The 22923-nt window shown below is 50.5% G+C and carries 27 protein-coding genes; 7 read left to right on the top strand and 20 right to left on the bottom strand.

Annotated features, from left to right (window positions below; all coding sequences use genetic code 11):
* Window positions 1–95 precede the first annotated feature (95 nt).
* Genes MPL1_RS07035 through MPL1_RS07025 form a run of 3 tightly spaced genes read right to left on the bottom strand, consistent with a single transcriptional unit; the run spans window position 96 to window position 4010 of the window.
* Window positions 96–2144: a transglutaminase TgpA family protein gene (locus tag MPL1_RS07035; protein WP_009726431.1), complete on the bottom strand. Its 2049-nt coding sequence runs from the start codon at window positions 2142–2144 to the stop codon at window positions 96–98.
* Entirely contained in the window at window positions 2134–3096 is a 963-nt protein-coding gene (locus MPL1_RS07030; protein WP_009726430.1) for a DUF58 domain-containing protein, read from the bottom strand. Before MPL1_RS07030 ends, MPL1_RS07035 begins: the two co-directional genes overlap by 11 nt.
* A complete protein-coding gene (locus tag MPL1_RS07025) occupies window positions 3096–4010 on the bottom strand; it encodes an AAA family ATPase (RefSeq protein WP_009726429.1) in 915 nt (304 codons plus the stop codon). The genes MPL1_RS07030 and MPL1_RS07025 overlap by 1 nt, the downstream gene beginning before the upstream one ends.
* 99 nt (window positions 4011–4109) lie before the next feature.
* On the opposite strand from MPL1_RS07025, the gene MPL1_RS07020 reads away from it, so the two are divergent.
* Window positions 4110–4403 carry an encapsulin-associated ferritin-like protein gene (locus tag MPL1_RS07020; protein WP_009726428.1) on the top strand — a complete coding sequence of 98 codons (294 nt, stop codon included), beginning with the start codon at window positions 4110–4112 and terminating at the stop codon, window positions 4401–4403.
* A gap of 12 nt (window positions 4404–4415) precedes the next feature.
* Here the strand turns inward: MPL1_RS07020 and MPL1_RS07015 are convergent, their stop codons facing one another.
* Window positions 4416–5189, bottom strand: coding sequence for a TatD family hydrolase (locus tag MPL1_RS07015; protein ID WP_009726427.1), 774 nt, complete (start codon window positions 5187–5189; stop codon window positions 4416–4418).
* Between the two features lie 20 nt (window positions 5190–5209).
* On the opposite strand from MPL1_RS07015, the gene MPL1_RS07010 reads away from it, so the two are divergent.
* Window positions 5210–5671: a hypothetical protein gene (locus MPL1_RS07010; RefSeq protein WP_009726426.1), complete on the top strand. Its 462-nt coding sequence runs from the start codon at window positions 5210–5212 to the stop codon at window positions 5669–5671.
* Window positions 5672–5682: 11 nt separating this feature from the next.
* Here MPL1_RS07010 and ggt read toward each other — a convergent pair whose 3' ends face one another.
* Together ggt and trhO are read right to left on the bottom strand one after the other, a co-directional pair.
* Window positions 5683–7443: a gamma-glutamyltransferase gene (gene ggt, locus MPL1_RS07005; protein WP_009726425.1), complete on the bottom strand. Its 1761-nt coding sequence runs from the start codon at window positions 7441–7443 to the stop codon at window positions 5683–5685.
* On the bottom strand, window positions 7364–8362 hold the full coding sequence (trhO, locus tag MPL1_RS07000) for an oxygen-dependent tRNA uridine(34) hydroxylase TrhO (RefSeq protein ID WP_009726424.1): 999 nt from the start codon (window positions 8360–8362) through the stop codon (window positions 7364–7366). The genes ggt and trhO overlap by 80 nt, the downstream gene beginning before the upstream one ends.
* A gap of 168 nt (window positions 8363–8530) precedes the next feature.
* Between trhO and MPL1_RS06995 the strand changes: the two genes are divergently transcribed.
* Window positions 8531–8950: a hypothetical protein gene (locus tag MPL1_RS06995; protein WP_009726423.1), complete on the top strand. Its 420-nt coding sequence runs from the start codon at window positions 8531–8533 to the stop codon at window positions 8948–8950.
* A gap of 48 nt (window positions 8951–8998) precedes the next feature.
* On the opposite strand, the gene MPL1_RS06990 is transcribed toward MPL1_RS06995, so the two are convergent.
* From MPL1_RS06990 to MPL1_RS06970, 5 genes are read right to left on the bottom strand one after another with little or no spacing between them, the layout of a single operon-like run.
* The gene (locus MPL1_RS06990; RefSeq protein ID WP_009726422.1) at window positions 8999–9589 is read right to left on the bottom strand and encodes a YcbK family protein; all 591 of its coding nucleotides are present in this window, start codon (window positions 9587–9589) and stop codon (window positions 8999–9001) included.
* Between the two features lie 26 nt (window positions 9590–9615).
* Window positions 9616–11121, bottom strand: coding sequence for a L,D-transpeptidase family protein (locus tag MPL1_RS06985; protein ID WP_009726421.1), 1506 nt, complete (start codon window positions 11119–11121; stop codon window positions 9616–9618).
* A gap of 55 nt (window positions 11122–11176) precedes the next feature.
* Window positions 11177–12142, bottom strand: coding sequence for a FecCD family ABC transporter permease (locus MPL1_RS06980; RefSeq protein ID WP_009726420.1), 966 nt, complete (start codon window positions 12140–12142; stop codon window positions 11177–11179).
* Entirely contained in the window at window positions 12139–12918 is a 780-nt protein-coding gene (locus MPL1_RS06975; RefSeq protein WP_009726419.1) for an ABC transporter ATP-binding protein, read from the bottom strand. Before MPL1_RS06975 ends, MPL1_RS06980 begins: the two co-directional genes overlap by 4 nt.
* Window positions 12908–13834, bottom strand: coding sequence for an ABC transporter substrate-binding protein (locus MPL1_RS06970; protein ID WP_009726418.1), 927 nt, complete (start codon window positions 13832–13834; stop codon window positions 12908–12910). The genes MPL1_RS06975 and MPL1_RS06970 overlap by 11 nt, the downstream gene beginning before the upstream one ends.
* A 63-nt stretch (window positions 13835–13897) precedes the next feature.
* On the opposite strand from MPL1_RS06970, the gene MPL1_RS06965 reads away from it, so the two are divergent.
* Both MPL1_RS06965 and MPL1_RS06960 read left to right on the top strand, forming a co-directional pair.
* A complete protein-coding gene (locus MPL1_RS06965) occupies window positions 13898–14437 on the top strand; it encodes a hypoxanthine-guanine phosphoribosyltransferase (protein ID WP_009726417.1) in 540 nt (179 codons plus the stop codon).
* Between the two features lie 2 nt (window positions 14438–14439).
* Window positions 14440–15195: an S-methyl-5'-thioinosine phosphorylase gene (locus MPL1_RS06960; RefSeq protein WP_009726416.1), complete on the top strand. Its 756-nt coding sequence runs from the start codon at window positions 14440–14442 to the stop codon at window positions 15193–15195.
* Here MPL1_RS06960 and MPL1_RS06955 read toward each other — a convergent pair.
* Window positions 15178–15837, bottom strand: a complete 660-nt coding sequence (locus MPL1_RS06955; protein WP_152417604.1) for a CsiV family protein — start codon at window positions 15835–15837, stop codon at window positions 15178–15180. The genes MPL1_RS06960 and MPL1_RS06955 overlap by 18 nt on opposite strands.
* A 105-nt stretch (window positions 15838–15942) precedes the next feature.
* Between MPL1_RS06955 and MPL1_RS06950 the strand changes: the two genes are divergently transcribed.
* Entirely contained in the window at window positions 15943–17100 is a 1158-nt protein-coding gene (locus MPL1_RS06950) for a cupin domain-containing protein (RefSeq protein ID WP_040576965.1), read from the top strand.
* Window positions 17101–17106: 6 nt separating this feature from the next.
* Here the strand turns inward: MPL1_RS06950 and MPL1_RS06945 are convergent, their stop codons facing one another.
* Window positions 17107–17610 (bottom strand): zinc ribbon-containing protein, encoded by a 504-nt coding sequence (locus MPL1_RS06945; RefSeq protein WP_009726413.1) that lies wholly within the window; start codon window positions 17608–17610, stop codon window positions 17107–17109.
* Window positions 17611–17697: 87 nt separating this feature from the next.
* Between MPL1_RS06945 and MPL1_RS06940 the strand changes: the two genes are divergently transcribed.
* Window positions 17698–18213: a disulfide bond formation protein B gene (locus tag MPL1_RS06940; RefSeq protein ID WP_200858787.1), complete on the top strand. Its 516-nt coding sequence runs from the start codon at window positions 17698–17700 to the stop codon at window positions 18211–18213.
* Window positions 18214–18260: 47 nt separating this feature from the next.
* Here MPL1_RS06940 and infA read toward each other — a convergent pair whose 3' ends face one another.
* The 7 genes from infA to MPL1_RS14375 all read right to left on the bottom strand — a co-directional run bounded on the left by infA (window position 18261) and on the right by MPL1_RS14375 (window position 22918).
* A complete protein-coding gene (gene infA, locus MPL1_RS06935) occupies window positions 18261–18479 on the bottom strand; it encodes a translation initiation factor IF-1 (RefSeq protein WP_009726411.1) in 219 nt (72 codons plus the stop codon).
* 60 nt (window positions 18480–18539) lie between these two features.
* Window positions 18540–19241 carry an arginyltransferase gene (locus MPL1_RS06930; RefSeq protein WP_009726410.1) on the bottom strand — a complete coding sequence of 234 codons (702 nt, stop codon included), beginning with the start codon at window positions 19239–19241 and terminating at the stop codon, window positions 18540–18542.
* A gap of 121 nt (window positions 19242–19362) precedes the next feature.
* The gene (gene aat / locus MPL1_RS06925; RefSeq protein WP_009726409.1) at window positions 19363–20082 is read right to left on the bottom strand and encodes a leucyl/phenylalanyl-tRNA--protein transferase; all 720 of its coding nucleotides are present in this window, start codon (window positions 20080–20082) and stop codon (window positions 19363–19365) included.
* A gap of 3 nt (window positions 20083–20085) precedes the next feature.
* Window positions 20086–21264, bottom strand: coding sequence for an EAL and HDOD domain-containing protein (locus tag MPL1_RS06920; RefSeq protein WP_009726408.1), 1179 nt, complete (start codon window positions 21262–21264; stop codon window positions 20086–20088).
* 32 nt (window positions 21265–21296) lie between these two features.
* A complete protein-coding gene (gene recR / locus MPL1_RS06915) occupies window positions 21297–21896 on the bottom strand; it encodes a recombination mediator RecR (protein ID WP_009726407.1) in 600 nt (199 codons plus the stop codon).
* 10 nt (window positions 21897–21906) lie between these two features.
* Window positions 21907–22215, bottom strand: coding sequence for a YbaB/EbfC family nucleoid-associated protein (locus MPL1_RS06910; RefSeq protein ID WP_009726406.1), 309 nt, complete (start codon window positions 22213–22215; stop codon window positions 21907–21909).
* A gap of 10 nt (window positions 22216–22225) precedes the next feature.
* Window positions 22226–22918 carry a DNA polymerase III subunit gamma/tau C-terminal domain-containing protein gene (locus MPL1_RS14375; RefSeq protein ID WP_327036640.1) on the bottom strand — a complete coding sequence of 231 codons (693 nt, stop codon included), beginning with the start codon at window positions 22916–22918 and terminating at the stop codon, window positions 22226–22228.
* Between the last annotated feature and the right edge of the window lie 5 nt (window positions 22919–22923).

The following is a 22923-nucleotide window of genomic DNA, read 5'->3' as shown; positions in this document are numbered from 1 at the left end:
CCTCGGATCAATTCAGGGGTTTAGCCCGATATTTTCTGATCATCCGGCTATTGGATGCAAAATTATACGGGTCAGGGACACCGGCTGGCAGCGTGTTATCTGGCATGACTGCGTGGTTTAAAGTGACGAACCTTTTCAATAAAGCGCGCTGCCTTGTCGGGTTGTTGCTGATATCTCACCGCCAGGTAGTCACTGGTAATTGCTTGAATATCAGCCGCAGCTTCTGGCAGTTGTTGAGCCGCCTTTTGTGCCAGTGTCATGGGCCCTTCCGCCGGATTAATGGACACGCCGCTTTTTGATAAACGGCGACAGAAATCCAGATAAGCCTCGGCAACAGAATCACGCTGTGTTTTGTGGCGCAGCGTCAGCCAGGCCAGTGCTATGAAAATCAGCAGCATGCCAATTGTCAGCCACTGTGCCATTGAGCGCCAGTCAGGCTGTTTCATGCCCAGTTTGCGTAACAGTTCGAGCTGTCTTGTCGGGTCATAACCGACCACCCACAACTCCCAGGCGTTGTTGACTGCTTCCCAGTGTTCTCTGAGTTGTTGCCAGAGGTTTTCCAGTTCCGGACTGTCAGCAAAAGCGCGGGGCATGCGTCTTTCTGAAGGCAATAACCCGCGAATGCCGGATAAAATACGCTCGCTGGCGACCGCTGAGGTGGGATCGACTCTGATCCAACCCTGCTCGTCCAACCATATTTCAGTCCAGGCATGTGCGTCGCGTTGACGTACAGTTAATATTTGATCCACAGAATTCACATCGCCGCCCTGATAACCAATGACTACTCTGGCGGGTATGCCGGCGGCACGCATCAACACAGTGAAGCTGGCGGCATAGTGTTCGCAAAAACCGTGGCGACTCTCAAACAAAAAGCTGTCAATCACATCACCTGATAACAGCGGTGGGGATAGCGTGTAATAAAACGGTTGCTCGGCAAAATAGTTCAGCACGGCCTGAACATAGTCGGTTTTTTCTGGATATTGCGTGCGTAATTGCTGAGCCAGTTGCCGAGCCTGAGGGTGTTGATCGTCGGGCAGCTCCAATGCGTAATTCAACAAGGGCTCATGACGTGCATTGAATTGATAATCAGGGACAGAACTCAGATTGAATTGGCTACGCTTGCGAATCACTTCCGAGCTTATGAGACTGCCTTCGCTATTCATGGCCGCATTGATTCCTTGCGGTAAGCTGTCAGGTAGATCCAGCGCAAATAACCACTGTTGATTGTGGCGCTCCAGCGTCACCGTGTAGTCAATGCGATGCTGTTCATCAAATGAAATTTCAGGCTGTGATGGCTGTGTGTCAGTAGCCAACGGCTGCCATTGCTCACCATCGGTATGCCAGAGCACAGGGCCGCGCCAGTACAAGATCTGATTAGGCGGAATTGTGTTATCGGCAAACCTGACCCGAAAGGCGATAGCATCAGATTGGACCTGGTCACTGATTCTGCCCACCTGCATGGCCTCTGAAATGCCGGTCTGACCCTGCGACAGTGAAGGTAGTCCACTAAGCGTCATGCGAGAGGGCATACTGTCTGCTACTTCAACGTAATCATTGGCGACGCCCCACAACGGGCCGGGGACGCGGGGAAACAGTACAAACAGCAGCAACATCATGGGCGTGGCTTGAAGCAGCAGAACACCTGAAGTTTTGAGTCTCTGACGGATCGAACTGCTGGCGTCGTTGACGCTGATCATGCAGCTGGTCAGCAGCAGCACATTCACCATCATTAACAACACAATCAGCATCGATTGCTGGAAGAAAAACTGGGTTGCGATCAGAAAGAAGCCTAAAAAACAGCTGAGGTAATAATCCCGGATATCCCGAGTTTCCAGTAGTTTAAAAGCCAGAAGTACCGTGAGCAGAGCCACCCCGGCATCTCGGGCGATGGTCATGCCGTATTGCGAGATCACCAAGACCACCGCGATGATTGCCAACAATAAGTGCACGGCCCGGAGCAGCAGGTGATGTTCAGGTAATGGCCAGCCGCGCAGGCTGTTCATCAGACGCCAGCCCATGACGGCCAGAAAAATAATGCTCAGCCAGGCGGGCAGGTGTAGAAAGTGGGGCAGGGCAATCAATACCAGTGTAGCCATCAACCAGTTGATAGCCACCTTTGGCGGTGCTGGACGACTAGCCTTCATAAACAGCCAGCGCTCTTAGACAAAGGTGAAAGTGTGCGCTGTCGTTTCCGGCAGCAATCGACTGGCCGGGTAATTGCAGCGAAAAACGACTGCCTTGCTGGTGGGCAGTACATATCCATTGGCACAGTTGCGATAGTTTATTTTCAGTGCCAACAATGTCTGCAACATCCTGCCAGCGAAATTGCCGATGCTGTGCACTGGGCATTGTGTATTGCTTGGTACGGAGAATGTCATCACGCGCCAGTGCCTTCCAGGCAATTTGATGATGGTTTTCACCAGGTCTGAAGCGACGAAAACCGGCAAAGTCATCATTGCCGACCATTTGTGTCATGGCTTTGCCTTCATCACCTTCACCGGCATTTGGCATAGGCTTGTTGCCAAATGGTTTTGGATAAATCAGCACCTCATCGTCTATTTCCAGAAAAAACCAGCAGTTGAGCAGGCCTAGCGGGTAAACACTCGATACTCTCAAGCGGCCAATTTTTTGCCAGCCGCGTTGTTTGGCCGGGATTGGCAGTGACAGTGTCTGCGTCTGCTGTGGCTCCAGTCGGGTTAATTGTTGTCGCAGCCTGTATCGAGTGAAGTGACGAAACGGTAACCAGCTGCGAAATTTCTCGTTATCCATACTGGCAATTGCGATCTGGCAGATGGCTTGCGCTGAGCTATTGCTGACACTGATGGGCAGTTGGATATGACTGCCTGCGAAGCTGTTACTGGCCTTGCCCGGTTTGCAGCTCAGCCGGCTGACATTGCGGTAACAATGATGCATGGCGACATGCCCCATCGCAGCCAGTAAGAACACCAGTAAATGCGCCAGACTATTGTTGTAGTTGATGGCACCCAACAACATCACAACCAACAGCAAAGCGAAGCCGTAACCGTAACGATTGGGTAGGATAAATACCCTTGGCTGACTGTGTGCGCGGCGGAATCTGGACAGAATAAATTGCATCAGCGAGGAATCGGCACCGTTTGCAGCATTTCGCTCAACCAGTCAGCTTGCAGGCTGTTATCGGTGAGTTGCAGGCGGTGCTCGACCACGCTGGGCAAAACACTCTGCACATCCTCAGGCAGGACAAAATCTCTGCCGTCGATACATGCCCACGCTTTAGCTGCCCTGACCAGCCCTAAGCCGGCTCGAGGTGACAAGCCGGAGACAAAGCGCCCGGATTCGCGTGTGTAATTCAAAAGCGCCTGCACATAATGAATCAGCTGATCACTGGCGGTCAGTTGGTTGACCCGCTGTTGAAGATTCAGTAGCTCCGAAACGCTGAGCTGTGATGACAGGTGTTGCAGCAGATGTCGGCGATCTTCTCCCTTGAGTAGATCATGTTCAGCCTGAGCATCGGGATAACCAATGGCAATGCGCATCAGAAAACGATCCAGCTGGGATTCGGGTAATGGAAATGTGCCGATCTGATGTGTTGGATTTTGAGTGGCGATGACAAAGAAAGGATCTTTCAGCGGCATCGCTTCACCTTCGACAGTGACTTGCTGCTCTTCCATGGCTTCCAGTAATGCACTTTGCGTTCGTGGCGAGGCCCGGTTAATTTCATCGGCTAGTAATAATTGGCAGAAAATCGGGCCGCGATGAAAGCTGAAAACACTCTGCTCCCGGTCATATACCGACACACCGATAATGTCTGCTGGCAGCATGTCGCTGGTGAACTGAACCCGTTGAAAACTCAGCCCCAGCGTGCTGGCAAGCGCATGAGCAAGCGTGGTTTTTCCAACACCGGGTACATCTTCGATCAACAGATGGCCTCTAGCCAGCAAGCAGCTCAGAGCCAGCTTGACTGCTTGTGGCTTACCCAGAATGATGTGATTCAGTTGATCCAGAATTGCGTGAATGCTGCCCTGCGCCATAACGATTCCTGTTGTTAAGAGTTTGCTTGCTTACAATCAATAGACAGACATGTTAGTGTCGCTCTATGTTTCAACACCATGCCAGAGAGAGGGCAGTTTATGTCAAATGAAGGTTACCACGAGCCGGTCAGCGAGCTTTCCGATGAAACGATGGATATGCATCGGGCAATTGTCTCATTGATGGAAGAACTTGAAGCCGTGGATTGGTATAACCAGCGGGTGGATGCCTGCAAGGATCCCGAGTTGAAGAAAATTCTGCAACACAATCGTGATGAAGAAAAAGAACATGCCGCAATGACCCTGGAATGGATTCGTCGGCGCGACAAGGTGATGGACAAAGAACTCAGAGATTATCTGTTCACTGAGGGTGAAATAGGGCATCACCACGATTAGATTAGTTGTCGATCAGGCGGCAGGCAAGCTGAAAAGTCGCTGACTGTTTTCGGTGGTCGCTTTGGCCACTGTTTCGACAGGGATCTCCCGTAACTCAGCCAGCTGTTGGGCGATCAGTGGTAAATATTCGGGACTGTTGCGAAGCCCCTGCCTGCCCGATAACGGCATATCCGGGGCATCCGTTTCCAGAACAATGCTGGACAAGGGCAGATGCGCAAACATTGAGCGTAATTTATTGGCTCTGGGGTAGGTTAATGCTCCACCAATCCCCAGGCAGAAACCGAGTTCGATATATTGCTGTGCTTGCTGCAGGCTGCCGCTGAAAGCATGCACGGAGCCGCCAATGGGCCGGTATTTTCGCAATAACTTAAGCATCTCATCATGTGCCTTGCGAACATGCAGGATGATCGGTAAAGCGTGTTTTACTGCCAGCGCTAGCTGGGCTTCCAGCAGGCTTATTTGTGCTGACTTGTCATGATTGTGCAGATAAAAATCCAAGCCGATTTCACCAATGGCGACGGGAGCATACTGCCCGATGTAGTGATCCAGTTGCTCCACAGCATCCGCTGCATGCTGAGTCATAAACATCGGATGACAGCCCAGCGCGTAGCTCAGCTGATTGAATTGCTGAGAGAGCGAGATCATATTCGGCCACTGCGCTACACTGACGCCGGGCAAGATGATATGTGCAACGCCTAGACTTTCACAGTGTTGCAATACTGCTGGCCTGTCGTTGTCAAAGGCTTTGAAATCAAGATGGCAATGGCTGTCGATGAGTGTCAGCATGACTGATGGAGGAGAACAAGATGGCATCTGATAACGAAAAAGCGGTCAGACCACATGAGGTATTGATGTTTAATCTGGCGGTTTGTCATTTTTTATTACCTGCGATCCTGTTTGGAACCAAGCAGCTCTGGCTGATTTTTACCATACCTGTGTTGTGTTCGCTTGTCTTCATTGGCTGGATAGCCAGGCAGGCTGGCCGAACGGATCATTCTTCACATCTGGTCAAAGCCCATTGGCAACTGACCTGGACAAGAAGTCAGTTTTTGATTCTGGCTTATTTTGTCGCCGTGGTGATTTTTTTGCTGGGCAGTTTTCTTATCGACCGACAGCCAGATGAAGCAATGCAGTTTATTCAACGCTCTATCCTGGGCTGGTTTGCCTTGTTGCCACTGTCAGTGACTATCATCGTTTTGCTGATTTTTGAAGCCAGCGCCATGTCGCAGGCCCGTAAAGGCATCATGCCAGCGGATATGAAGCTATAGCTTTGTGGAGCTTAGTCCGAGATAGTCTGAGACAACACTGCACTGCTGCCCTCACCACGCGGATCACTGGCGGCTTCTGTGATGCCGGTTCTGTTATCGCGCAGCACGACCTGCATATTGCCAAACTGACGATTCAAAACCTGAACCGTATGGCCACGTTGACGTAAATCTGCCGCTGCAGATGCCGAAAATCCAGGCGATTCCAGCTGGATGCGGTCGGGCAGAAATTGATGATGCAGTCTTGGGCGATTGACCATACCCTGTGCATTTTCACCTTCCATAAAGGCCAGAACACCATGCAATACCATGGTGATGATTCGGCTGCCACCTGGAGTGCCCAGCACGGCTACGCGGCTATCATTTTCAATAAAGGTGGGAGTCATGCTTGATAAAGGCCGTTTGTACGGCTCGATAGCATTGGCTGATTCACTGACCAGCTCATAGGCATTAGGCGTGCCAGCCTGAGCAGAAAAATCATCCATTTCGTCATTCAAAAGCACGCCGGTTCCTACTGCGACATAGCCTGAACCAAACGGATAGTTAATGCTCAGTGTGGCGGCAACACGATTGCCCTGTGCGTCAATGATGGAAAAATGGGTGGTGTCCTGCCCCTTGTTGGCAAAGCCATCCCACATCTGCTCACTGTCACTGGCCTGGTAGTGATCGATATCTGCGATGTTTTGTTGCGCATAGGCCTGTGTGGTCAGGTAGTCGGGAATATCAACAAAGTCGGCATCGCCCAGATACAGGTTGCGATCGCGATAGGCACGTCGCATCACCTCTGCCAGGTAATGATGTTGTTGCTGTGGATTGGCTTGCTGATAGTCGAGTAACTCCAGTTGTTTGAGCATGGACACCAGCAACTTGCCGCCGGCAGAGGGCAGTGCAGCACTGGTAATCGTAAAATCACCGATTTGCGCCTGTATCGGCTGTCGCTCGACAAGTTGATAGTTTGCCAGATCATCCAGTGTCCAGATGCCACCATCCTGCTGGACGGCATCCACCATCATTTGAGCGATTGGCCCACGGTAAAATCCGTCCCGTCCCTCACGGGCGATGCTTTCCAGGGTGTTAGCCAAGTCTTCCTGAATAATCAGGCTGCCAAGTTCGGGAATTTGATTATCGTGCAGAAAGATTTTGGCCGCCGCAGGTGAGGCTTGCAGCGCGGCCAGTCGAAAGTTGCTGAAACGCTGATAGCGCGGGCTGACTGGAAACCCCTCGCGTGCGTGTTTAATAGCTGGTGCAAGCGAGACTTCAAGCGGCAACTGACCATAGTTTTCAGCCAAATGATGCAAGGCCGCAGGGGTACCGGGGATGGCGGCCGACAGTGGACCATCCAGTGACCATTCACGAACCACTTCACCGTCTTCATTGAGATACATATCACGATGAGCAGCGCCCGGTGCTGTCTCACGACTATCGATCATGATTTGTTGGTTACTGCTTTGCTGATGTAGCAACCAGAATCCACCGCCACCCAGACCGGAACCGGCAGGCTCCACCACGGCCAGTGCTGCGGCCACAGCAATTGCCGCATCAAAGGCATTGCCGCCAGCTTCCAGAATCGAAATACCTGCTTCAGTTGCCAGCGGATGTGCAGAAGCGACAGCGGCTTGTGCCGGATCTGCAACAGTGATTTTAGGAAAGAGCAGTAGCTGGCTGCATAACAGCAGCGCTAACAGCCCTGAAAGTTTATGACGGCTGTTTGTTACGCAGTGCGGCCCGATCTTGTTCTTTTCGCTGCAGTTTTTGTTGACGATGCTGTTCGGCAATCTTGCGTGTTTCCAGCCCAATGTGTGCTTCACCGCGTTGACGAGCCAACTGAATCTGGTGTTCACGCTCTGCGAAGCGAGCTTTTTGTTCATCTGTAGTTTTGTCATAACAATGTGGACAACTGACACCCTGTTGATACAGCGGGCTTAGTTTGTCTTGTTCCGTAATGGGTAATCGGCAGGCGTGGCATTGATCATAGTCACCTTTTTCCAGTTGGTGGTTCACAGTGACGCGATCGTCAAACACAAAGCATTCACCTTGCCAGAGCGATTCCTGCTCAGGGACTTCTTCAAGGTATTTGAGAATACCACCCTCAAGGTGAAACACTTCTTCAAAGCCTTGTTCCTTGAGGTAAGCCGTTGATTTTTCGCAACGAATACCACCTGTGCAGAACATTGCGACTTTTTTGTGTTTTTCAGGATCCAGGTGTTGTTTTACATATTCTGGAAACTCACGGAAGCTGTCAGTGTGCGGATTCACTGCATTTCTGAAGCTACCCACCTGAAATTCATAGTCATTGCGGGTGTCCACCAATAAAACTTCCGGATCACTAATCAGCTGATTCCAGTCCTTGGGTTTGACATAGGTGCCAACCACACGTTTGGGATCGATACCTTCAACACCCATGGTGACAATTTCTTTTTTCAGCTTGACCCGACTTCTCAGAAACGGTGGCGTATCGGTATAGGATTCCTTGACGCTCAATTCGGCAAGTTCCTGATGACTGCGCAACCAGTCCAACAGAATGTCGATGGCTTGTCTGGAACCGGCCACGGTGCCATTAATGCCCTCTTTGGCGAGCAGCAATGTGCCTCGAACTTGATGTTTAAGCATCAAATCCAGTAAGGGCTGGCGCAGAGATTGATAGTGTTCAAGTGTGACAAATTTATAGAGTGCACACACCACAATGTTGGACATAAACAGGCTCGTTAGAATATGAATTCAGGCGGCTATTTTACTGAGATCAGCCGCACTTGTCGCGCCTGACGCCCCTCGACTTTATGGTCATATCGTCACTAAAGAGGTATCGTGATTGCCTGCATGTCAACAGTGACATTCATCTAACGCAGGATGAGTGAGGTGACTATGACTGAAGAAAGGGAAAGATTCAGAAAAGAAAATGCTCTCTGGCGCGATGATCATGCGCAATGGCTGGATGAGCTGAGTGTCTGGCTGCATCAAACCAACCGGCTGGTGGCGATTCTTCATTTGATGGAACGGACCTTGCCGGACCACTCTGCCAGGTTGGACCAGCACATTGCCGGAATAGACAAGCATGAGCAGCTTATCACCCGCTACGAGTGCGGTCTGGACGAACGCTGCCTTGAAAGCTGTGATAGGCATGTTTCAATGGTCGAACAACGAGCCGCACATACTGAACTCGGCCAGCAACATGCCAAAATGAAACGACAGCATCTCAGTTTTCGAAAGCGATATCAGCAAGATATGCAGGAGTTTCGCAGACTGACAAGTCAGCTTATCAAAGAGTTGGAGTTACTGGATTAGCCGTATTGAGCTCAGTTAGACCTGGCTAAAGAATATCTGCCGGGCTGGCTAGCCCTGCCATTGTCTGAGCGGCCCGGTATCCAGATGGATAAAATCTGATCTTGGATAATAACCAACACCGCCAGCCTCAAGCGCTAATGCCGCTTTGTGCAATGCACTGAGTTCTCTGCCGGGCAGACGAAAATCAACCGCTTTGCCCAGGGTGTGATAGCTGAGTCTTGCGACACCGGAACTGGTTTTACGCAGATTTTCATTGGTGGTCGGGGAGCGGTAGCCACTGATGATGTGATAAGGCTGTTTGCCTTGCATGCGGTGATGCAGAATGTTCATCAAATCCAGCAAGTCACTGTCTATTTCGGCCACTTCGTTGGTGCGGTGATCACGAAGAATATGATGAATCGCTTTTAGCTCATCCGGTTGATAGTGGCCTTCTGCCCAGTAGGTGGTTTTGAGTGATTCACCGGTGTGCAGATTGTGCAGTGATAACTTGCGCTCGGGTAATTTGGCGAGATTGGCATAGGCTTTTGGCATGAAAGCCAGCGAAACGGAACTGCCTAGTGCCAGTTGCAACCAGCGGCGACGGTCATGACAGACGGGGTGCTGATGCTGGGCGATTCGTGCGGCGAGCTTGTCTTTCATAACAGCCTCGGTTGGTGTGCATTACGCTAATTATGAAGACTATTCAGTAATTTAGCCATTGGTTTGTCTCGTTGATAATGATCATCGGCAAACTTTATTTGTCCCTGTTCCGGCCACACCGTGAAATAGACTGCATAAACAGGCAGTGTCTGCTTGAGCATACGTCCAGTGTTTCGTCCGCTGGCAAGAATGTCATCTATCCACTGTTCGGCACTGGGCTCATTCAAACTGAATACTGCCAGCGCATGTGGATCTTCAACCCGAATGCATCCGGCACTGAAGTTGCGTTGGGCGCGACTGAATAATTGTCTGTCCGGTGTGTCATGCAGATAAATACTCCAGGGGTTGGGAAACATGAATTTCATCGTGCCCAGCGCATTAAGTGGCCCCGGTCTTTGGCGTAAGGCATAGGGGAAGTAATTCGGACTGAACACTGACCAGTCCAGTGACTTGATGTCCACTTCGCGTCGGTCACCTTCGATACTTTCAAACACCTGAAAACCATATTTTTCCAGGTATTCCGGATCACGTTGTTGTCTTGGCAGCACATCTCTTCGCGCCAGTGAGCTTGGCACATGCCAGAATGGATTAAACACAATGTGCGTCATTTCGCTGACAAACCCCGGAGTCTGGCGTTTCAGTTGGCCGACGATAACCCGCATATCAAGTTTAATCTGTTGTTTTTCAACCGCTATCAGGCCAAAGCCTGCCAGATTGACCATGATGTAGCGTTCACCCGGATCATGTGGCAGCCAGCGGTGGCGCTCCATATTCAGGCGAATCTGATCGATGCGATGTTCAAGTGGCAGATTCATCGCAGCACGTGTCTGTTTGCCAACTATGCCATCAGCTTCGAGATGATATCGCTGCTGGAAACGCCTGACGGCATCGGCCAGTGTTTCATCAAATATTTCACTGTGATGGTTGATTTCGAGATGAGGGTTCTCTGCCAGCAATCTTGCTCGAATAGCATTCACCGCCGGATCGATATCGCCGCTGCGAAGCGTCTTTTCTGTCTTGATTGGCTGCCAGGGGCTTAATTGTCGATAGTGATGCAGCGCTTGTTTCAGTGTCTGATAGTGCGTGTGTGCAGGGGAGGCATCTTTGAGCGCTGTCAGCAGATCCTGCTGTTGCCGGGCTTTGTGCAAAAAAGCTATCGGGTCAAAGGGATCTCGTGGAATTTGCCAGTGTGGATCCGCCTGCAGAGGCTCAATGCTGCCGCGAGCAAGGTCGGTGAGCAGTGCCAACACAGCCGTGGTCAGCATTTGGTCATAGGCATGCTGTGTTTCGGTATCAAGCTGGGAGTGCAGTCGACTTAATTGTTCGTATTGATAGCGAGCTGGATTCAGACCGTGTTTGTCAGCGCTTTCAAGAAATAACAGTGCCTGCTCGCCTTGTTCGGAGAGTTGTTGTTGATCAAGCCAAAGCAGATGATGCGGTGAAGGATACAAGGCGGAGAGATCGGTATCGGCTTTGAGCGTGCCGGATAGCAAGGCGAGGCAGCTTGTCAGAAGAAGTGTCAAACGAATCACATTCACTTCCCGTCTGAGGAACGTAGTTTCATCTTCACACTGCCGTGCGGTCCGGTCAAGCTTGTGGCCGTCGATGTCGAACTAAAAGCCAGAGAAAGAAGGGGCCACCAAGCATGGTGGTGATAACCCCGACCGGCAATTCGGTGGGGGCGATCACCAGCCTTGCCAGTGTGTCGCACAAAATCAGAAAGCCACCACCGAACATCAACGTTGCCGGGATCAACCAACGATGATCGTGGCCAATTAACAGTCGGCAGATATGCGGCACCATCATGCCGACAAAGCCAATCGGGCCACATAGGGCAACGATTGCACCAACGCACATAGAGGTAGTGAAAAAAAGAATGTATCGAACGGTTTTGACCGGCACACCTCGGCTGAGTGCAATATCATCGCCGGCGCTGAGCAAGTTAAGTTCTCGGCCAAGCAGCAGGATGATAGCCGCGGTGATGAGCACAAACGGTAGCAATTGCCAGATTTCCTGATAGCCGACAATGGTCAGGCTTCCCATCAACCAGCGAATGATTTGAAAGGCATCGGCCACATTGCTGAGGTATTGAATCAGCAGGATCAGACTGGAAAAGAAAAAACTGGCAGCGACGCCGGTCAACAACAATGTTTCGGTAGAAAAGCCGTAGCGAAGATGGCTGATGCCATACACCAGACAGATGGCAACCAGTGCGCCAGTAAAAGCAAACAGGCTGGCACCGGTAATCCCCATAAATGAAAAACTGATGCCAAGAAAGACACTCAGTGCCGCCCCCAATGACGCACCACTGGCAACGCCCAGAGTGAAGGGGGTTGCCAGCGGATTGTGAAACATGGCCTGAAATACCATGCCACACAGCGCCAGCCCACATCCGGCTATAAATGCAAACAATGTTCTGGGGATACGAATATCGTGAAGGATGGTGTGGCGTATTTCCTGATCAATGCCCTGCAAGCCGGCAAACGGGCTGAGCAGTAATATCAGCAGGCTGCCCAAACTGATTAATAATAGACACCAGTGCTGTCGGCTCATGATTCGTCCGCCAATGCCAGTAGACGTCCTGTTTGCGGGTGCCTGACAAAAATAAAATCCTGCTGATACAGATCATGCAGTCGCTGAGCTTCCATGAACTCACTGGCTTGACCATGCCACATCATCTGTCCTTGATGGAGTGCCAGGATATGCTGGCTGTGCTGGCTGGCATGGTTGATGTCATGTGTGACTTCGATGATGGTCATGCCATGCTGCTGATTTAAGGTCTGCAGTAACTGATGCACGGCGACTTGATGATGTGGGTCAAGAAAGGTGGTGGGTTCATCAAGTAACATTAGCGGTGATTGTTGAGCCAGTGCTGATGCAATCATCACCCGTTGTAATTCACCACCGCTGAGCGTATTGCATTGACGACAGATGAAATCAGTTGTGTGGGTGATTTCCAGCGCTTGCTGGACGGCTGCTTCATCACTGGGCTGCCACTCGGAAAATGGGTGGTGATAGGCATAACGCGCCATTCGGACAAAATCCAGCACGGTAAATGCCAGTGATTGGGTTTGCACCGCCTGTGGAACGTAGCTGATTTGTCTTGCCAGGGCTCTGCGAGGGTAACTGTGCAGCGGTTGACCCTTCAATATCAGTTCGCCAGCGCTGGGTTGGAGAATCCCCATCAGACAGCGAATCAAGGTACTTTTACCCGACCCATTAGGGCCGACGATTGATAGATAGTCACCCTGTGCAACCGTGAAGCTGATGTCATTCAGCAGTGTTGCATGCTCTATTTTGCAGGCAAGTTGTTTGCTTTCAATCAGCATCCGCTGTCCATTGCAGTTGGGGGTGAATCAGTCGGGCAATATGTTCCAGCAAGTCTACCACGCCAGGTCCAGGAATCACCGCGTAACTGGCTTCGATGAGATGTAGTTGATCGTTACGAATGGCGTTGACTTGAGACAGTTTTTGCCAGTGAGCCTGCATGATATCCAGGTTGAAAGGATGCTGACCGCTGGCAGGGTAGAGATCGATAATAATGTCTGGATTCAGTCTCAGAATGCCCTCGGTCGACAAGGACGGCACCGACACACGCCGATCCTGATAACTATTGTGTGCACCGGCCAGTTTCAGCAGATCGTTGTAAAAATCATGCTGTCCGGCGACATAGATTTGACCAAACTGTTGTTCGCTGGCACCGGCATGCGCAATTGCCAGCAATACGGATGGCATTTCTTGATCCGCAGTCATCGCTTGTACGTGATCGATACGGGTTTGCAGTGATGCAAGTAATTTCGAAACCTGCTCTACAGCGCCGGTGTTTACCGCGATATCATGCATCGATGTCAGAATGCCATCCAGAGAGGCATGGTTGACCGGCAGTGTGCGAATACCCAGTTGTTGCAGTTGTTGCACGACTCTTTGCTGACGATCCAGCAATATCACCAGATCCGGCTGCATCGCGACAATCGCTTCCAGATTCGGATCAAGATAAGCACCGATGGTGGGTTTTGGCGGTGTATTTGTCGGTGTGTTGCAAAAATCAGTGACGGCGATCAGTTGATCTGCAAGACCAATGCTGTACAGCGTTTCGGTTATACTTGGAGCCAAACTGATAATACGTTCAACCTCAGCATCATCTTGAGCATTGACCTCGTCACGACCCGTTGGCTGGCTGTTGGCAACGATCACGAGATAAACAAAAATAGCGATGAAAACTGACAGGGGCCAGTAGCGGCGCATTGCTGGGATTTCCTGAAAACAACAAACAGTGAATGTGCCACGAACTATAACCAAGAGCAGTCAATGAAACAAATCAGGCAAACAATGGAACATGCAGAGCTGCTGTTCTCGATGACAGAGATTGATCAGCAGATTTCACAACTCGCAGAACAGCTGAACCGTGATTACGCCACGCTGAACCCGGTAGTCTTATGCGTAATGAATGGTGCGGTTATCACCTTGGGTCATTTGTTGCCCAAGCTGTCGTTTCCGCTTCAACTCGATTATATCCATGCCACGCGTTACGGTGATAAAAGGGTCGGCGGTGAGCTTGTGTGGCAGGCGCGGCCGATGACTGATCTCGCGGATCGTCATGTGCTGTTGATTGAAGATATTTTTGACGAAGGTTATACCTTGAAGGCTTTGCGTGAGTTTTGCTTGCAGGCGGGTGCCAGCTCGGTTGGTTGTCTTGCCCTGGTGAACAAAATTCATTCGCGTAAGCAGGGGCCCTTGCCAGAGTATCTCGGTCTGGAAGTACCCGACGATCACTATGTGTTTGGTTTTGGTATGGATGTTGAAGGTTACTGGCGCAATGCGCCAGGCATATTTGCTGTAAGGGACTGAGCATGAGTCAGCTACTTGCAATCATTGGTGGCAGTGGTTTTGCCGAATTGCCTGAGTTTGAGCTGATATCACGACATGAGATAGAAACGCCGTTCGGATCACCCTCGGCGCCGGTGATGGATGGCCTGTTGAATGGCTGCAGAATATTGTTGTTGCCCAGACATGGACTCGCACATCAGTTTGCGCCCCACAAAATTAACTACCGGGCCAATCTCTGGGCTTTGCATTCACTGGGCTGTTCCCGGATTATCGCCGTAGCTGCTGTGGGAGGCATTCATTTGGATTGTGCTCCCGGAAAACTGGTATTGCCTGACCAGTTAATCGACTATACCTGGGGTCGGGAGAGTAGTTTTTTCAGCGACCAATTCAGTGCTGACAGGCATATTGATTTCACATGGCCTTATGATGAGGCACTGCGCAACGAGCTGATGAATGCGGCGCAGCTCTGTGAGCTTGAAATTCGACCAGCAGGGACTTACGGTGCAACGCAAGGGCCGAGACTTGAGACAGCAGCAGAAATTGCTCGACTGGCTCGTGACGGTTGTGACTTGGTGGGGATGACCGGCATGCCTGAAGCTGTTTTGGCAAGAGAACTGAATTTGCCCTATGCCTGTTGTGCAGTGGTTGCCAACTATGCCGCTGGCTTGTCAGATAAAACCTTGTCGATGTCCGAGATTGAGCGCACCCTGGCTGGATCAATGGAGCAGGTATATCGATTGATTAACTGCTATACGCAGCGCTTACTCAGCAGGCAGTGAGAAGCTTTCTGGTGATTGCAGCGCCGCATCTGGTGCATCAACTGCAGTCAGCTTCAACAAGGCGCCAAAGCGAGGATGATCAAAATAATGCAGTTGGCCGCTTCTGACTCTGCGTGATTCTTTCAGATTAGGATTGCGAGGTCCGCTGTAATTAGCGGATGACAGACTGCCAGAGTCACTCCATGCGCCGGCGCCAGTATTTTCCATAAACCAAAGATCAAGATCCGCATGCAGGTAAGTACCACGGCGCAGTCTGATTTGGCCGTTGATAAGATTATTGTCGGAAGTGACGGCGACTGCCTGTGATTGTCTGGGCCCAAGAATAGGCTGTTGCCATGCGAGGTGTGTATGCACACGATAACCGGAAGAACGACGCAGTCGGTCAGCAACTGCACTTAACTCTTCTCGGCTGGCAGGTTGAATACGATTGTTGCGTGTATCTACCGTCAGAGGAGCGGCTTCTTGCATCGGCATTGCCGGTGAAGCTTCGCTACTGATCGGAGACAGATTCTCGAAAACTACTAACTCTACTTGGTACCATTGCTGTGCATAGGCTACAGAGAGTCCAGCAAACATGAGCCAGCTGGCCAGAAGTGAGCGTGAAAGTAACATCAGTTTCGTATCGCCTGTCGCAGTTGTCATAAAGCTATTGTCCAATGTGAGCACAAAAATGTCCAAGTTTTCTCCGGCGAGTTGGGATCTGCCGTTTATCTGGACCGTATCAATTCATCAGAAAAGCAATTATTCATGACAGATTTTTTTAATAGTGGACTCAGCGCCGAGCAATTTTTACAGGATTATTGGCAACAGAAGCCGTTGCTGTTCAGGCAGGCATTTAAGCGTTTTCAGTCTCCCATCAGCGCGGATGAGTTGGCCGGATTTGCCTGTGAAGAGGATGTGGAATCAAGATTGATCCGCTTTCAACCCCCACACAGCTGGTCTTTACAACAAGGCCCTTTTGATGAAGATGACTTTAGCGCCTTGCCCGATAATGACTGGACACTGCTGGTGCAGGACATGGATAAGCACATGCCGGCATTGGCTGAAATACTTGATTATTTTGATTTTGTACCCGATTGGCGACTAGATGATCTGATGGTGAGTTTTGCGGTTAAGGGTGGCTCAGTGGGACCACATACCGACAGTTATGATGTGTTTTTGCTGCAGGCGATGGGACATCGCGAATGGTCAATCAGCGCTGAAGCGATGCCCGATGTTGATTGCCTGGCGGGAAGTGATCTGAAAGTCATTGCCGATTTTGAGGTCGGTGAGCGATGGATACTTGAGCCGGGTGACATGCTGTATTTACCACCGCATTATGCACATCACGGCATTGCGTTGGATGACTGCATGACCTTCTCGGTAGGCTTTCGCTCTCCTGATGAGCTTGAGATCATGGATGCAATGCTGGAGGAAATGTACCAGCGTGACGGTGTGAGCCAGCACTACGTGGATGCTTCACGACCGCTTAGCCAGCAACGATTTGCAATGTCTGAACAGGATATCACGGCAATAAAAGCGTTTTTTCAAGCGAGGCTGGACAGTCAGTCTGAACTCTTTTCAACAGCGGTGTGCCGCTTGCTTACCAGGCCAAAAGCGGTACTTGAAGTACATGCACAAAACTGGTTGGCGGAGGAGGGTCAGGATTCAGCTTCGGCGAGTCCCGATCAGCAATTACGGCGAAATCCCTATCTCAGGGCGCTCTGGCATATCGTCAAAGACGAGGTTCAACTGTATATCGCTGGTGAGGCTTATCATTTGCCGCTGCAAGCGCAGGAGCAGTTGGCTTCAGTGTTGGCGATGTCTGTTATTGAGTTTGATCAGTATCAACACATTTGCCGAACAGCAGAGGGCAGCGCATCTATGGAAATCCTGATCCAGGCAGGGTTATTTGCCTGGAAATAACTGACGCTAAGTGTTTGGAAATAGTCGTTTGAACGAAGTGTGATGGCACTTGCCACAGGGGGGAATGCGTCCGGTTTTTTTGAAATGGATTTCATTGCCACAGTTGTCACAGACCAGTGTACCGATGGTGCTGATTTCACCGGTGTGGTAGGTCTGGTAAATGTGGGCCTGCGCAGACAGACGGTCCAGCTCGAGACGTGTTTTGTCGGCAACTTTGGCAAATAAATCCAGCACTCGCTGTTCAACCATTTGCAAGTCAAAATTGAGCCAGCTGGTAAACTCCCGGCCGGTTTGTTGCAGATAGTTCGCGGCTTCATGAAGGTCACGTTCGATGTAGGCTGCCACCTTCTCGGCTTCTTCGGCGGTGACTTCCTGAAGTTCAATCGCCTGTTGCTTGGCTTTTTCAATATTTTTCTGCAATGTCGGCAGTGCTTGCTGCTCTGCAGTATCAAGCAGGTGATGGACGCGTTCCATCATCTTGTCGTAGGCGTCACTGAGTTTTTTTTCCAATTCTTTCCTGGTTCATCAGATTATCCCTTTATGTAGCAAGTGTTTTAAGTTAACTTAGCACGAAACCTGATTTTGGAGGAAACCATTTTGCTGAGTTCTCGCCGTATTTACCTGGCAGGGTTGCTGATGTGCATCGCATTGCTGCTGGGTGCTGCATATTTTCAGCATGTATTGCTGCTCGAACCTTGTCCCCTGTGTATTTTGCAGCGGGTGATGGTCATGGTGATTGGTGGCCTGTTTCTGCTGGCATTCCTGCATAATCCACGTGGTCTGGGTAATCGAATCTATGGTGGCTTGATACTGATTTCGGCCATGATTGGTGCCGGAATATCTGGCCGTCATGTCTGGTTACAAAACCTGCCACCAGAGCAAGTGCCGAGTTGTGGACCAGGTTTGAACTTCATGCTGGATAACTTCCCGCTCAGTCGAACCATTGAGCTGGTATTTCGAGGCTCAGGTGAGTGTGCTGAGGTGGACTGGTCTTTGCTGGGCTTGACGATTCCAGCATGGACACTGATTGCATTTGTGGTGCTGGCATTATTGGGGTTAAACCGATTGCTGAGCAAATCACGCCGTCAGAACATGTTTTCTGACAGGTTTTGAACAATACGGTGATAGCTGGCCGACAGGCCAGCAAGAGGCGGGCAGTATCAGCGTGCGCGGTAAACGATGCGACCTTTGCTTAGGTCATAAGGCGTTAACTGAACAGTGACTTTGTCACCTGTCAGAATACGGATGTAGTTTTTACGCATTTTTCCGGAAATATGCGCAGTCACAACATGACCGTTTTCCAGCTCAACACGGAAGGTTGTATTGGGCATGGTATCAATGACAGTGCCTTCAAATTCAATATGATCTTCTTTGGCCATTTAGGTTAAATATTCGCAGTTAGAAAAAAAGACCCATTTTGCCGTAAAAGGATTGATTGTTCAAAATTTTTTATCGGCCGACTGCCATTGTCCTTGAAGATACTGCAATCCGGAAAAGCGGTTTTTGTAGCGCATTTTACTGCTGGCTTCAATCCAATAGCCCAGATACAGCCATGACAGTTTTTGTTGTCTTGCCAGCTCAATCTGTTTCAGAATGGCCAATGTGCCCAGACTGCGTCTGGGCATTTCCGGATCATAGAAGGTATAGAAGGCTGAAGCCGCATCAGCAACAAAGTCAGTGACCGCCACTGCCACCAGTTGATCTTTCAATCTGAATTCAACAAAAGCAGTGTCGCTCCAGTGACTGGTAAGAAATTGCCGATATGACTGCTCGGTCGGGTTATCCATGCCGGCACCTGGGTGTCGAATGTTCTGATAACGCTGATAGAGCTCGAAGTGTTCTTCAATGAACGCCGCTGGCCGTATATGTACCGTGATATCGGCATTGCGATTTAAGCATCTGCGTTGATTACGACTAGCCTGAAAAGCGTTTAAATCAATCCTGACCGGCACACAGGCCTGACAGGCCGGGCAGTGAGGGCGATAGACATGATCGCCACTACGTCTGAAACCATGCTGAATCAGCTGACTGTATAGTGCATTGGAAACCGGCTTGCCGGGGTCGGGAAATATATTTCGTGCAAGACGATCTTCCAGATAGGAGCATGGATGTGGCCGATCCTGGTAAAAATCGAGACTCATATATTTAGAAGCTTTGATCGTGCATCGGTATCCCTCGGTGCTGACGATGGGGTTTTAATAGGGCTATCCAACCGTTATGCATCGCACTTTACTTACATTTTTCAAGTTTGTGTGATGTCCGTTAAAGATAAACCGAGTCTGAGATATCAGCGTCCAGCAACCACTGTGTCGGACCCTGTAACTTTGTGAGTATTGCCAGTTGATTGACAAATACTTGTCGGGGAATGTTCTCGGCGCCCATGCGGTGCAAATGCGGTGAGTAGATCTGGCAATCAATCATTGGAAAGCCCCAGCGAAATAGTTGAGCGCATAGGGCTGACAGCGCTACTTTGGAAGCGTCTCGCTCAAAACTGAACATGGACTCACCAAAAAATACTCTACCGATGGCAACACCATAGAGGCCCCCCACCAGCTTTCCTGACTGCCAGCATTCGATACTGTGCGCATAACCGCGCTGGTGTAATTCCCGATAGGCGGCAATCATTGAGTCATGGATCCAGGTGCCTGGATCATTTTTAGCTTCACTGCGTGGTTCAGCGCAGGCTTGCATCACCTCGGTAAAAGCTTGATTCAGACTCAATTCGAAGCGTCTCTGGCGGATAGTTTTGCGCAGGCTTTTACTGATATTGATTTGATCGGTATAAAGCACCATGCGTGGATCGGGGCACCACCAAAGTACCGGATCCTGGCGATTGAACCACGGAAAGATACCCGATTGGTATGCGGTGATCAGTCGGGTGGGAGACAAGTCACCGCCGGCGGCCAGCAAGCCGTGTTCTGTGGCATGTTCCAGTGGCGGAAATGCGGTATCTGCTTGATCAGCAAGCCAGGTGATTGCCATGGATCAATCGTCAAGTTGCTGATTTAGCTCTTTGGCCCAGTGTATTGCCTCAAGATAAATACGCATCAGCAACTCAGCAGGTATAGGAGATTGGCTGACGGCATGCCAGTCACCACGTTCGTAGTGCAATACATCCGCCAGTGCCCGACCAATCGGGCCCTCGCCATCCACAATGCCTGCTTTCAGCTCATCGGTCAGAGGCAGGTTCTGCAGGATATCGGCCAGAGGTTTGTCGAGCAGAGCATCCAGCGTTGAGAACAAACCCGCCGTGAAAAACACATCGGCATGGCCCTTGTAATATTTTGCTAAAAGTTCGCACATTCTGGCGCGTTGCATGGCAACAATTCGCAGTTCATTGGGTTTGTCATCCAGCCCTGCCAGACATAGCAAACTTGCCCAGGTTTTGACCTGATTTTGGCCCAGCATAACGATTGCCTGTTTGGTGCTTTCAACCTGTCGAGGCAATCCAAAAAATGCTGAGTTGATGAGCTTGAGCAGTTTATAACTCAAGGTGACGTCACGATTGATGATGTCAGCAAGTGTTTCCACCTCGACATTAGGATCCTGGAGGTTGACCAGGAGATCCATCATGATTTCGGTCGAAGGTGATAGCACATGGTTGTCGCGAATGACAGGCAAGGTATAAAACAAGCCCTGCAGTAAATCGAACTGTTGTTTGCAGAGTGAAAACTGTTCGGTAGCGTTGACATTCAGCGCGCACAGGGTATTGTGATGACGTCGCCATTGCGGGATCAGCTGTAGAAGTTGATCCATCGCGAAGCCGTTCAGATCAACCAGCAGTGTCTGAGTATCCGGTTCACGCTCCGCTGCTGCCCGATCAGCAAATTTGTAGCGAGGGTGATGATTTTCCGGTTTGGGATTGCCGTGAATATCAATGGTTAAATCAATACCATTCATTTCCTGTTGCAACAGGGCGTTCTGCCAGGATTCAGGCAGAGTGAGCAAAGCTTTTTCCGAGTGATTGAGCTCAATCAGCAGGCGCGGCAGTCGGGAGATAAAATCAGGTACTTCGATATCGTCATCAAGTGCCTGACCATGAATATCCAGAAAAGTCAGATGATAGCCATCGACTTGAAGCTGATCAGCTTTGAACAGCGGTTGCCGGTGGATCAGTCCACTGTGGCTTTTCAGTAGTTCAAATGCATTGGTTGTATCGGCCATCTGTGCATGATTCCCGGTTGACGATGTACAGATCAGATTGACTCACGACCTGAAAATGCATGAGAAAGTGTACCACTGTCAACATACTCAAGCTCACCACCCAGTGGAATACCATGTGCCAGACGTGTCACTTTGATTTGTCTCGCCCTGACCAATTCGCTGATGTAGTGCGCTGTCGCTTCGCCTTCAACCGTTGGATTGGTGGCCAGAATCACTTCTTCCAACTGCCCTGAATCGAGCCAGGTTAATAATTTAGGAATGCCCAGAGCTTCTGGTCCGATTCCATCCAATGGCGACAGGTGGCCGGACAGTACAAAGAATTGTCCCTGATAGTGGGTTGCCTGCTCAATGGCAATCACATCACTGGGCATTTCGACGATACACAACTGATCTTGCCTGCGCTGCGGATCGCTGCAACGCTCACATAATGTTTGTTCGCTCAAAATCTGGCAGCGCTGGCAAGGCTGAACCTTGTCGAGCGCCTGAGCCAGGGCATCAAGCAAGCGTTGAGCACCATCACGTTGTTTGTCGAGTAGATGAAATGTCATGCGCTGGGCAGATTTGGGCCCGACTCCCGGCAAACAACGCAGTGCCTGCATCAGTTCATCAATGCTGCGACCTAAACTTGCCATTATTCCGACTTCAGAAAGGCATTTTCATGCCAGGAGGCAGCATCGACGACATGCGTTCCTGAGTAGTTTTCTCGACCTGGCGTACAGCGTCATTGACCGCCGCGGCGATCAGATCTTCCAGCATTTCCTTGTCGTCTTCAAACAGGGTCTGTTCGATGTTGACACGTTTCACATCGTGCTTGCCAGTCATGATGATTTGCACCATGCCACCACCGGCTTGACCAGTCACCTCAATATTTGCCAACTCTTGTTGGGCTTTTTCCATATTGGCCTGCATCTGCTGGGCCTGTTTCATCAGATTACCTAAACCGCCTTTCATTTCGGGCCTCTCAATGATTTAAAGGTTTGATTGTGCTTTCGATTATACGGGCATTGAAGACTTTTTTGATCATGCCAACGACCGGATCATCATGAATGGATTGCTGTGCCTGCTGTTGCCGGGATGACTCGTGTTCTGCACGTTCGATGGCCAGTGTCGGTGAGGCCTGTGGGGTATCTGCAGGGTCAATAAAGATAATTTCAACCGTCTGATCAAGCTGATTGCTCACCGCCAATTGCAGACGTTGGCAGGCTTTATCGGTGGCGAGATGCGCCAGTTCAGGTGCCAATGAAAGCTCAATTCGCTGACCATCGATGCGCACCAACGCACAGTTATCTGCTAGTTGGCGACTAATGGCCGACAATCTGAGTTGGCTGACAAGGCTGGTCCAGTTGTCAGCGGACAGACTTAGTTGTGGCTGTGCGGGTTCGACAGCGGGGCTGACTGGCTCGGCTGCTTGATTGTCCGGGCTGGCTTGTGTCTGTGGATTTTCATCTTCAGCGATGGTTGGCTCAGTAAGTGGTTCACTGGGCTCAACGGGTGTCGGTGTTGTTTCACGAGGTTGCGGTTCTGGCTGACGCAAGTCAACTGGTGCAGCTGATGGCACCTTAGATTCAGTCGGTTGCGACTTTTTTAGCGGCACCTCCCGATCAGGCAATTGAGTTTGCATCGGCTGAAAACTCAACATCCGCAGTAATGTCATTTCGA

The organism is Methylophaga lonarensis MPL (assembly GCF_000349205.1).
In the GTDB taxonomy this organism is placed as follows: domain Bacteria; phylum Pseudomonadota; class Gammaproteobacteria; order Nitrosococcales; family Methylophagaceae; genus Methylophaga; species Methylophaga lonarensis.
The sequence above is the reverse complement of the archived record's forward strand: the minus strand, read 5'-3'. Positions and strand labels throughout refer to the sequence as shown.

What these genes read in the sequence shown, in the direction of transcription:
- MPL1_RS07025 (WP_009726429.1), bottom strand. Translation starts at nt 4,010, where the DNA reads ATGGCGCAGGGCAGCATTCACGCAATTCTGGATCAACTGAATCACATC.
- MPL1_RS06930 (WP_009726410.1), bottom strand. Translation starts at nt 19,241, where the DNA reads ATGAGTCTCGATTTTTACCAGGATCGGCCACATCCATGCTCCTATCTG.
- MPL1_RS07015 (WP_009726427.1), bottom strand. Translation starts at nt 5,189, where the DNA reads ATGCTGACACTCATCGACAGCCATTGCCATCTTGATTTCAAAGCCTTT.
- MPL1_RS07030 (WP_009726430.1), bottom strand. Translation starts at nt 3,096, where the DNA reads ATGCAATTTATTCTGTCCAGATTCCGCCGCGCACACAGTCAGCCAAGG.
- MPL1_RS06950 (WP_040576965.1), top strand. Translation starts at nt 15,943, where the DNA reads ATGACAGATTTTTTTAATAGTGGACTCAGCGCCGAGCAATTTTTACAG.
- aat (WP_009726409.1), bottom strand. Translation starts at nt 20,082, where the DNA reads ATGGCAATCACCTGGCTTGCTGATCAAGCAGATACCGCATTTCCGCCA.
- MPL1_RS06990 (WP_009726422.1), bottom strand. Translation starts at nt 9,589, where the DNA reads ATGAAAGACAAGCTCGCCGCACGAATCGCCCAGCATCAGCACCCCGTC.
- MPL1_RS07010 (WP_009726426.1), top strand. Translation starts at nt 5,210, where the DNA reads ATGGCATCTGATAACGAAAAAGCGGTCAGACCACATGAGGTATTGATG.
- MPL1_RS06960 (WP_009726416.1), top strand. Translation starts at nt 14,440, where the DNA reads ATGAGTCAGCTACTTGCAATCATTGGTGGCAGTGGTTTTGCCGAATTG.
- MPL1_RS06970 (WP_009726418.1), bottom strand. Translation starts at nt 13,834, where the DNA reads ATGCGCCGCTACTGGCCCCTGTCAGTTTTCATCGCTATTTTTGTTTAT.
- MPL1_RS07035 (WP_009726431.1), bottom strand. Translation starts at nt 2,144, where the DNA reads ATGAAGGCTAGTCGTCCAGCACCGCCAAAGGTGGCTATCAACTGGTTG.
- MPL1_RS06955 (WP_152417604.1), bottom strand. Translation starts at nt 15,837, where the DNA reads ATGACAACTGCGACAGGCGATACGAAACTGATGTTACTTTCACGCTCA.
- recR (WP_009726407.1), bottom strand. Translation starts at nt 21,896, where the DNA reads ATGGCAAGTTTAGGTCGCAGCATTGATGAACTGATGCAGGCACTGCGT.
- MPL1_RS06910 (WP_009726406.1), bottom strand. Translation starts at nt 22,215, where the DNA reads ATGAAAGGCGGTTTAGGTAATCTGATGAAACAGGCCCAGCAGATGCAG.
- MPL1_RS06965 (WP_009726417.1), top strand. Translation starts at nt 13,898, where the DNA reads ATGAAACAAATCAGGCAAACAATGGAACATGCAGAGCTGCTGTTCTCG.
- MPL1_RS06980 (WP_009726420.1), bottom strand. Translation starts at nt 12,142, where the DNA reads ATGAGCCGACAGCACTGGTGTCTATTATTAATCAGTTTGGGCAGCCTG.
- infA (WP_009726411.1), bottom strand. Translation starts at nt 18,479, where the DNA reads ATGGCCAAAGAAGATCATATTGAATTTGAAGGCACTGTCATTGATACC.
- MPL1_RS14375 (WP_327036640.1), bottom strand. Translation starts at nt 22,918, where the DNA reads ATGACATTACTGCGGATGTTGAGTTTTCAGCCGATGCAAACTCAATTG.
- MPL1_RS06920 (WP_009726408.1), bottom strand. Translation starts at nt 21,264, where the DNA reads ATGGCCGATACAACCAATGCATTTGAACTACTGAAAAGCCACAGTGGA.
- MPL1_RS06975 (WP_009726419.1), bottom strand. Translation starts at nt 12,918, where the DNA reads ATGCTGATTGAAAGCAAACAACTTGCCTGCAAAATAGAGCATGCAACA.
- MPL1_RS06995 (WP_009726423.1), top strand. Translation starts at nt 8,531, where the DNA reads ATGACTGAAGAAAGGGAAAGATTCAGAAAAGAAAATGCTCTCTGGCGC.
- MPL1_RS07020 (WP_009726428.1), top strand. Translation starts at nt 4,110, where the DNA reads ATGTCAAATGAAGGTTACCACGAGCCGGTCAGCGAGCTTTCCGATGAA.
- trhO (WP_009726424.1), bottom strand. Translation starts at nt 8,362, where the DNA reads ATGTCCAACATTGTGGTGTGTGCACTCTATAAATTTGTCACACTTGAA.